The 8,209-nt window shown below is 41.0% G+C and carries 8 protein-coding genes; 6 read left to right on the top strand and 2 right to left on the bottom strand.

Annotated elements, in window-relative coordinates:
- Positions 1–191: 191 nt before the first annotated feature.
- The gene (locus tag CWB76_RS13445; RefSeq protein WP_138608286.1) at positions 192–1,001 is read right to left on the bottom strand and encodes a hypothetical protein; all 810 of its coding nucleotides are present in this window, start codon (positions 999–1,001) and stop codon (positions 192–194) included.
- Positions 1,002–1,116: 115 nt separating this feature from the next.
- On the opposite strand from CWB76_RS13445, the gene CWB76_RS13440 reads away from it, so the two are divergent.
- Together CWB76_RS13440 and CWB76_RS13435 are read left to right on the top strand one after the other, a co-directional pair.
- A complete protein-coding gene (locus CWB76_RS13440) occupies positions 1,117–2,271 on the top strand; it encodes a serine hydrolase domain-containing protein (protein ID WP_054201683.1) in 1,155 nt (384 codons plus the stop codon).
- On the top strand, positions 2,268–2,759 hold the full coding sequence (locus CWB76_RS13435) for a SixA phosphatase family protein (protein ID WP_138608284.1): 492 nt from the start codon (positions 2,268–2,270) through the stop codon (positions 2,757–2,759). Before CWB76_RS13440 ends, CWB76_RS13435 begins: the two co-directional genes overlap by 4 nt.
- Positions 2,760–2,815: 56 nt before the next feature.
- Here the strand turns inward: CWB76_RS13435 and yhbY are convergent, their stop codons facing one another.
- Positions 2,816–3,112 carry a ribosome assembly RNA-binding protein YhbY gene (gene yhbY, locus CWB76_RS13430; RefSeq protein WP_008112687.1) on the bottom strand — a complete coding sequence of 99 codons (297 nt, stop codon included), beginning with the start codon at positions 3,110–3,112 and terminating at the stop codon, positions 2,816–2,818.
- 88 nt (positions 3,113–3,200) lie between these two features.
- Here yhbY and rlmE point away from each other — a divergent pair, with 88 nt between their 5' ends.
- The 4 genes from rlmE to glmM all read left to right on the top strand — a co-directional run bounded on the left by rlmE (position 3,201) and on the right by glmM (position 8,185).
- Entirely contained in the window at positions 3,201–3,830 is a 630-nt protein-coding gene (rlmE, locus tag CWB76_RS13425; protein WP_010388002.1) for a 23S rRNA (uridine(2552)-2'-O)-methyltransferase RlmE, read from the top strand.
- 66 nt (positions 3,831–3,896) lie between these two features.
- On the top strand, positions 3,897–5,885 hold the full coding sequence (ftsH, locus tag CWB76_RS13420; RefSeq protein WP_138608282.1) for an ATP-dependent zinc metalloprotease FtsH: 1,989 nt from the start codon (positions 3,897–3,899) through the stop codon (positions 5,883–5,885).
- A 105-nt stretch (positions 5,886–5,990) separates the two neighbouring features.
- Entirely contained in the window at positions 5,991–6,836 is an 846-nt protein-coding gene (folP, locus tag CWB76_RS13415; protein ID WP_138594008.1) for a dihydropteroate synthase, read from the top strand.
- Positions 6,836–8,185 carry a phosphoglucosamine mutase gene (gene glmM / locus CWB76_RS13410; RefSeq protein WP_138608280.1) on the top strand — a complete coding sequence of 450 codons (1,350 nt, stop codon included), beginning with the start codon at positions 6,836–6,838 and terminating at the stop codon, positions 8,183–8,185. The genes folP and glmM overlap by 1 nt, the downstream gene beginning before the upstream one ends.
- Positions 8,186–8,209: the final 24 nt, after the last annotated feature.

Below are 8,209 nucleotides of genomic sequence, written 5' to 3'. Positions count from 1 at the left end.
CGGGCAGCGTCTGTTTGGCATTGATGCTGCGTTATCGCCTATTTATGGGGAGCAACCACACCACAAAGGCTCTGCCTTGCCTAAATACCAAACAGAGTGCTGCAAATTTAACCTTGAAAGGTCAACAGACCCTAGTATATTGTCAAACTCTTAGCTAAATCTGTAAAAAAATGTAGCGGTCGTCCTAACAACTACTGAACTTTAATTTTATCAATAAGAATACTGCTTAAGTAAAATTGCATCATAGGTGTTAGAGCACTTATTTCGGTGCGTGTACATGGCCCATTTAATTTAGTTAAACGACTCAGTTTTGTAATGGTTTTATACGCAGGGGCCGTTACTTCATTATTAAGCTCAGCTCGTTTTAGGCGAGCCTGTTCGGTGTTGTGCTTATGTATAAATGCAACAACTTCTAGCTCATTAGTGATCTTCTTTTCTTCGCTAAAGCTATAAACAAGGGGTTCACGATGGAAGCTTGCACTATCAATTGATGATTTAGCAAACCACACCACATCGCCCGATGCTTTGTGAGTAAGTCGCATACTAACTTGGGCTAATATATTGGCGCATTGTTGGGACGGAAATTGCTGGGCTACTTTTGAAAATAATGAATATGGTTTTTCTGGTTGCGCTAGGGTGTACTTAGCGTCATCTATAAATTCAAGATCAACTTGATGAATTGCTAACGTATAATCGCTATTCTCGCTAGTGGTCACCTTAAGCTGTTTATCAATTAAGGCTTGGCTTATTTGAGAGACCAAAGTGTCGGTAACACTTGCACGGTCTACGATTACTCTAACAGTTTGATTTTTTTTCACGTTGTGGGCGGGTAATTGCACCGACTTCACTTTTGGTGAAGCATGCTCAGCTTCATACTTTAACTGGTAAGTTTGGCTCTTGAGCATAGGCTTTGCAGGCATAACTAAAGGTTCTGCGGGTTGTTTAACGACAGCACAACCTGACGCTGATATTATAAAAAGTGATACAACTAAAAAACGCATAAATATTTTACATCCACTCAAAAGCCATTAATCGGACATATTGTACGTTAGTCCGAGTAAAAGTTCATGATATTATAACGGTTGATTATGACTAAAAAAGAAAAATTAGCTAAGAATGAAGTATTTTAACACCTTACCCTTTTACTTTTTTGCCGTGCTCCTTATCGGGACGCATTTACAGGCGAGCGCAAGCACAGATCCTGATTGGGAAGCATTTGTTAAAAGTTATGGACGCTATACAGAAAAAAAACTAAAAATAAAAAAAATCCCAGGAGGGGCGCTATCCATTGTCAACTCACAAGCACGTGACTACATCCATACTATGGGCAATACAAAGGTGCGCGGTGGGCAAAAAATTAACCCGCACACTCGATTTCGTTTAGCCTCCGTATCGAAAACATTTGCAGGGTCGTTAGCGGCTAAACTCGCAAATGAACAGCGGCTCAACCTTTATTTACCTGTTAGTTATTATTTACCGGATTTTAAGCAAACTGACTATAAAGATGATTTAAAAGTTTTTCATATTTTAAGCCATTCTAGTGGGCTAGTTCCTAACGCTTACGATAATTTAATCGAATCGCGAATGGGTTATAAGGACATTGTTGAAAAACTATTGAGTGTTAAACCCATTTGTGACCCTGGTGATTGCTATGGCTATCAAAATGTAATGTTTAGCTTAATAGACGACGTAATTTTAAAAAGTACCAACAAAACCTATACCCAGTGGCTTAATGAGGCGTTTTTTACTCCCCTAGAAATGAATGATGCTAGTTTGGGTTACGATGCCATGGTGCAGGATAATAACTATGCACACCCTCACGTGCGTGGCAAAAAACGTTGGTATAGCGCCCGCTTAAAAAAGAATTATTATAAAGTTGCACCCGCGGCAGGGGTAAACGCCAGTGCGTCAGATATGGCTATTTGGTTAAATGCGCAATTAGGGCAATATCCATCGGTATTATCCTTAGATGCATTGGCCACGCAAACACGCCCTTATACTCATACTAAAAAAGAACGCTACAGACGAGTATGGCGAGAGCACATGAACGAAGCCTACTATGGGCTAGGCTGGCGTGTGTATGACTATGATGATGAAACGCTTTATTATCACAGTGGTTGGGTGCAAGGCTACCGCAGTGACTTAGTGGTTTTTCCGCACTTAAATGTAGGCTTTAGTTTGATTTTAAATGCAGAAACTGGGCTCATTAATGAGCTTACTACTGAATTCATAGACCGTTTATTGGCATACAAACGAGGCAAAAAACAATGAGTGTATTGATAAAATCAGCATGGATAGCATTACTATTAATGCTATGCAATCCTGCTTTTGCTGAGCCTGAACAGCTTTATTTGTTTCGCCATAGTGAAAAGCAAACAGGCAATAATCCATTTTTAACAGAGCAAGGGCAAGCACGTGCTGAGCATTTGGTTTCGCTAGTTAAAACCCATCCACACATTACGTTATACAGTAGTAATTATAACCGCACATTAAGCACTGCAGCGCCTTTAGCTAGGTATTTTAATATTAAAGTTATTACTTATAATGCTGCCGATTTAACGACATTGAAAAATCAGTTGTTAGCACAAAGTGGTGTTGTGGTGGTTATAGGGCATAGTAACACCACGCCGCAATTAGCTTCGTTATTGAGTAACCAAACTATTGAGAATATGGATGAGGGGCAGTACGGGCACTATTACTCACTTAGTAGGCTTGAGCATGGCAGCTATAAAGCAAACTTGCGAATAATGGATTTTTAATCCATTTATAAAAAAACCAGCCGCGGCTGGTTTTTTTATAGCTTTACAACGGGCTATTAGCCGCGAGGTAACTGAATTTTTTTCTCTGGGCTTTGACGGTAAAGCACAATCGTATGACCAATTGTTTGTAATTTGGTGGCCCCTGTTTCGCGAACAATGGCATCAAAAATAAGCTTTTTTGTTTCACGATCGTCAGTTGGCACTTTCACTTTAATTAATTCGTGAATTTCTAGTGCGCTTTGGATTTCAACTACTACGCCTTCGGTTAAACCGTTAGAACCTAGTAAAACTACAGGCTTAAGGCTATGTGCCTGGCCTTTTAAAAACTGCTTTTGTTTGTTTGATAATGTCATGATATTACAAATTTTGCTGAATATGGCTTGAATTAAGGGTATTCTAACGCCATCTAGAGAATATTACTAATTAGTTGCGTGTTAATTTATGACAAATAAAAAACAGTCAGCCAGTTCACAGCGTTGGCTTAAAGAACATTTTGATGATAAATATGTTCAAGAAGCGCAAAAAAAAGGCTGGCGCTCTCGAGCTGTTTTCAAATTAGACGAAATTCAAAACAGAGATAAGTTATTGCGTCCAGCAATGACAGTGGTTGATTTAGGCGCAGCCCCAGGGAGTTGGTCACAATACTTAGCAGAAAAAGTAGGTGACAAAGGCCAAGTGGTTGCGTGTGATATTTTACCTATGGATTCATTAGCGGGTGTTGACTTTTTACAAGGTGACTTTCGTGAAGAGGCCGTACTTGATGCATTGTTAAAACGCATTGATGGTAAAAATGTAGATGTGGTATTGTCTGATATGGCACCTAACATGAGTGGTAATAACTCGGTTGATCAGGCGGGTAGCATGTACTTGGTTGAGCTTGCACTTGATATGTGCCACCAAGTTTTAAAGAAAAATGGCGCGTTTATTGTTAAAGTATTCCAAGGTGAAGGCTTTGATCAATATTTGCAAGATGTACGTAATAGTTTTAAAGCAGTGAAGATACGTAAACCGGATGCCTCGCGTCCCCGTTCTCGGGAAGTATATATAGTAGCGACTGGATACAAACTGTAGTACAGTTGCTTGGCGTTTAGTTGAATTTAAATTAATTGGATACAAGAGGTTAACCCCTTGAGCGATATGGCGAAAAATCTAATACTCTGGCTGGTTATTGCAGTTGTGCTTATGTCAGTATTTCAGAGCTTTAATGGCGGCGATCAAGTTGATCGTCAAACAAGTTACAGTCAATTTGTTAAAGATGCCCGCAGTGGCTCTATACAAGAAGTGTCTATTGAAAGTGGCAGTGGCACAATTACTGGCATAAAAAATAGCGGCGAGCGTTTTCAAACGATTATGCCGATCTATGATAAAGATATTTTAAATGATTTGTTAAAAAGCGATGTAAATGTCAAAGGTGTAAAACCTGAGGAACAATCGTTTTTAGCAAGTATTTTCATTTCTTGGTTCCCTATGATTCTGCTAATTGGTGTGTGGATTTTCTTCATGCGTCAGATGCAAGGTGGCGGTGGCAAAGGCGCCATGTCATTTGGTAAGAGTAAAGCCCGCTTAATGAGTGAAGATCAAGTCAAAACGACTTTTGCTGATGTAGCTGGCTGTGATGAAGCCAAAGACGATGTAACCGAGCTGGTGGACTTTTTACGCGACCCATCTAAATTCCAAAAATTAGGTGGCAGCATTCCTAAGGGCGTACTTATGGTCGGTCCTCCTGGTACAGGTAAAACATTACTTGCTAAGGCGGTTGCCGGTGAAGCAAAAGTGCCATTCTTTACTATTTCAGGTTCTGATTTTGTTGAAATGTTTGTGGGTGTAGGTGCATCACGTGTACGTGACATGTTCGAACAAGCTAAAAAAGCAGCGCCTTGTATCATCTTCATCGATGAAATCGATGCAGTAGGACGTAAACGTGGCGCAGGTATGGGTGGCGGTCATGATGAACGTGAGCAAACGCTTAACCAAATGCTAGTTGAGATGGATGGCTTCGAAGGCAATGAAGGTATTATTGTTATTGCTGCGACTAACCGTCCAGATGTTTTAGACCCAGCATTACTTCGCCCTGGCCGTTTTGACCGCCAAGTTGTGGTTGGTCTACCAGATATTCGTGGTCGTGAACAAATTCTAAAAGTACATATGCGTAAAGTACCTTTAGGTGATAACGTTGAAGCGGCAGTGATTGCTCGTGGTACACCTGGTTTCTCAGGTGCTGATCTTGCTAACTTAGTGAATGAAGCGGCTCTTTATGCAGCACGTGGTAATAAACGTGTTGTTAGTATGGCTGAATTTGACGCTGCAAAAGATAAAATCATGATGGGTGCTGAACGCAAGACCATGGTGATGAGTGAGCAAGAAAAAGAAATGACTGCTTACCATGAAGCAGGCCATGCCATAGTTGGTCGTGTGGTGCCTGAGCACGATCCTGTTTATAAAGTATCTATTATACCACGTGGCCGTGCGCTAGGTGTGACAATGTATTTACCAGAGCAAGACCGTGTTAGTCACTCTAAAGAGCTGCTTGAGTCTATGATTTCTAGCCTCTATGGTGGCCGTATTGCAGAAGCCATTATTTATGGTGAAGACAAAGTAACTACCGGTGCAAGTAACGATATCGAACGTGCAACTGACATTGCTCGCAAAATGGTTACACAATGGGGTTTAAGCGAAAAGCTAGGTCCATTACTCTATGCTGAAGATCAAAACGAAATGTACATGGGTGGCGGCGGTGGTCGTTCTATGAGCATGTCGGACGAAACAGCTAAAGTAATTGATGCAGAAGTACGTTTGTTCTCAGACCGCAACTATCAACGTGCAGAATCAATACTGAAAGAAAATATTGATATTTTACACGCAATGAAAGATGCACTGATGAAGTATGAAACTATCGATGCGAAACAGATTGATGATTTAATGGCGCGTCAGCCAGTACGTGAACCACGTGATGCGCATGACCGACATGAAGCTAAATCAGAAAAAGAAGATGTTTCTAAAGATAAAGCAGTTGATGAAATACAAAAACCAACTAGCGAATCTAAAAACGACGAGTCTAAAAAAGATGAGTCTAAAAAAGATGAATCTAAAAAAGATGAAACAAACCTTGATGATAAAGCGGAATAATCGTTAAAATAACGTATCCAAAAGCCCCGAAGTTCGGGGCTTTTTTGTATCAGTTTGCTGTAATTAACTCAAATTACACTTAACAAACACATATTAAGGTTAGCGATGAATAATAAAATTAACCTTGCACGTGGTCGAGTGCTTGAACTCAGCGAACCCGTTATTATGGGGATAGTAAACGTTACTCCTGATTCATTTTCAGATGGAGGCCAGTTTTTTAATACAACAGCTGCACTCAATCATGCGATGCAGTTACTTGATGAGGGTGCGACTATTTTAGATATCGGCGGTGAATCTACACGCCCGGGTGCTCCCGATGTCAGCCTTGAAGATGAACTACAGCGCGTTATCCCACTTATTAATGCTATTCGTGAGCAAAGTGATTGCGTTATTTCAATCGATACCAGTAAAGCTGAAGTCATGCGTCAAGCCATTGAAGCAGGTGCCGATATTGTTAATGATGTGCGAGCACTGCAAGAGCCTGGTGCAGTAGAGGTGGTTGCTCAGTATCCTGACGTAGTCGTGTGCTTAATGCATATGCAAGGACAACCGCGAAGTATGCAAAACGCTCCTCACTATGATGATTTAGCAAGCGAGATAAATGACTTTTTTAACCAGCGTATCGCCGCATGCGAAGCTGCTGGTATAAAACAAAGCCAGTTAATATTAGACCCTGGTTTTGGATTTGGAAAAACACTTAAACACAATTATCAAATATTGGCTCAATTTAATGACTATGCGCAGCTTGGCTTACCGCTGCTTGCGGGGTTATCACGTAAGTCAATGATTGGTAATTTACTCAACAGAGATACAAAAGATAGATTAGCTGGTAGTTTAGCTGGCGCATTAATAGCAGCACAAAACGGTGCGCATATTATTCGTGTGCATGATGTAAAAGAAACCGCAGACGTGCTTGGCGTATATCAAGCCTGCAAACAAGGAGTACTTTAATGCAAGAAAGAAAATATTTTGGCACAGACGGTGTGCGTGGTTTAGTAGGTCAAGGGCCTATAAATCCTGAGTTTGCAATGAAATTAGGTTGGGCTGCAGGGCGTGTATTATCACAACATGGCACAAAAAAAGTCATTATTGGTAAAGATACTCGTATTTCTGGTTATATGCTTGAAACTGCATTAGAGTCTGGTTTAATTGCAGCCGGCATTGATGTTATTTTACTCGGTCCTATGCCAACGCCTGCCGTTGCGTATTTAGCGCAAACGTTTCGCGCAGAAGCGGGTATTGTGATCAGCGCATCCCATAATCCTTATTACGATAACGGCATTAAGTTTTTTAATGGCCAAGGCCTAAAGCTAGATGATGTTGTAGAGCTGCAAATTGAAGCCATGCTTGACGAACCAATGACCTGTGTAGCCTCTGATAAGCTAGGTAAAGCAACACGCCTATCAAGCGCTGATGGCCGCTATATTGAATTTTGTAAAAGTCAGTTTCCACAAGGTTTATCACTTGAGGGGCTAAAAATAGTCCTAGATTGTGCCAACGGTGCAACGTATCACATAGCGCCTTCAGTTATGCGAGAGCTAGGCGCTGAGGTGATAACCCATGCGTGTGAGCCTAATGGGGTAAATATTAACCATGAATGTGGTGCAACTCACGTAGATACACTAAAGCGTAAAGTACTTGAGCATAAAGCGGATGTAGGTATTGCCTATGATGGCGATGGCGACCGTGTAATGATGGTAGACCACAATGGCCGCGTATTTGATGGTGATGATTTAGTTTACATTATTGCCTGCCAAGCTGCCCAAGATGACAACTTAGGAGGGGGGGTTGTTGGTACTGTCATGTCTAATATGGGTCTTGAAAATGCCTTAAAAGCAAAAAATATTGCTTTTGCTCGTAGCAAAGTGGGTGACCGTTATGTGATGGAACTACTGCAGCAAAAAGGCTGGAAAATAGGCGGCGAAAGCTCAGGTCATGTTTTAAATTTAGACTTAATTAGCACTGGCGATGGCATTATTTCAAGCTTACAAGTGCTTGCTGCTATGGTGGCTCAAAACCGTACACTTCAAGATTTAGGCGCTGGATTTACTAAGTACCCAATGAAAATGATTAACGTGCGATACACTGCCGGTACCGATCCAACTCAAGCACCAGAAGTACTTGCTGCAGTAGCTGAAGTAGAGCAAAGCTTAGCAGATAAAGGCCGTGTATTACTTCGTAAGTCAGGTACTGAACCTGTTGTACGAGTGATGGTTGAAGCAGAACAAGAAAAAATAGTTATCGATAGCGCACAAAAAATAGCAGCGGTTGTTGAATCTATGAGCAAACAAACTGATTGATAACAATAACCCCTTGTAACTTTG

It is taken from the genome of Pseudoalteromonas sp. S1609, assembly GCF_005887255.1.
In the GTDB taxonomy this organism is placed as follows: domain Bacteria; phylum Pseudomonadota; class Gammaproteobacteria; order Enterobacterales; family Alteromonadaceae; genus Pseudoalteromonas.
Note: the sequence above shows the minus strand (reverse complement) of the source record. Positions and strands in the feature narration are given on the sequence as shown.

Bases quoted from the DNA above. Each gene is read 5' to 3' on its own strand.
- rlmE (WP_010388002.1), top strand. From the start codon at position 3,201: ATGACAAATAAAAAACAGTCAGCCAGTTCACAGCGTTGGCTTAAAGAA.
- folP (WP_138594008.1), top strand. From the start codon at position 5,991: ATGAATAATAAAATTAACCTTGCACGTGGTCGAGTGCTTGAACTCAGC.
- CWB76_RS13445 (WP_138608286.1), bottom strand. From the start codon at position 1,001: ATGCGTTTTTTAGTTGTATCACTTTTTATAATATCAGCGTCAGGTTGT.
- CWB76_RS13440 (WP_054201683.1), top strand. From the start codon at position 1,117: ATGAAGTATTTTAACACCTTACCCTTTTACTTTTTTGCCGTGCTCCTT.
- CWB76_RS13435 (WP_138608284.1), top strand. From the start codon at position 2,268: ATGAGTGTATTGATAAAATCAGCATGGATAGCATTACTATTAATGCTA.
- glmM (WP_138608280.1), top strand. From the start codon at position 6,836: ATGCAAGAAAGAAAATATTTTGGCACAGACGGTGTGCGTGGTTTAGTA.
- ftsH (WP_138608282.1), top strand. From the start codon at position 3,897: ATGGCGAAAAATCTAATACTCTGGCTGGTTATTGCAGTTGTGCTTATG.
- yhbY (WP_008112687.1), bottom strand. From the start codon at position 3,112: ATGACATTATCAAACAAACAAAAGCAGTTTTTAAAAGGCCAGGCACAT.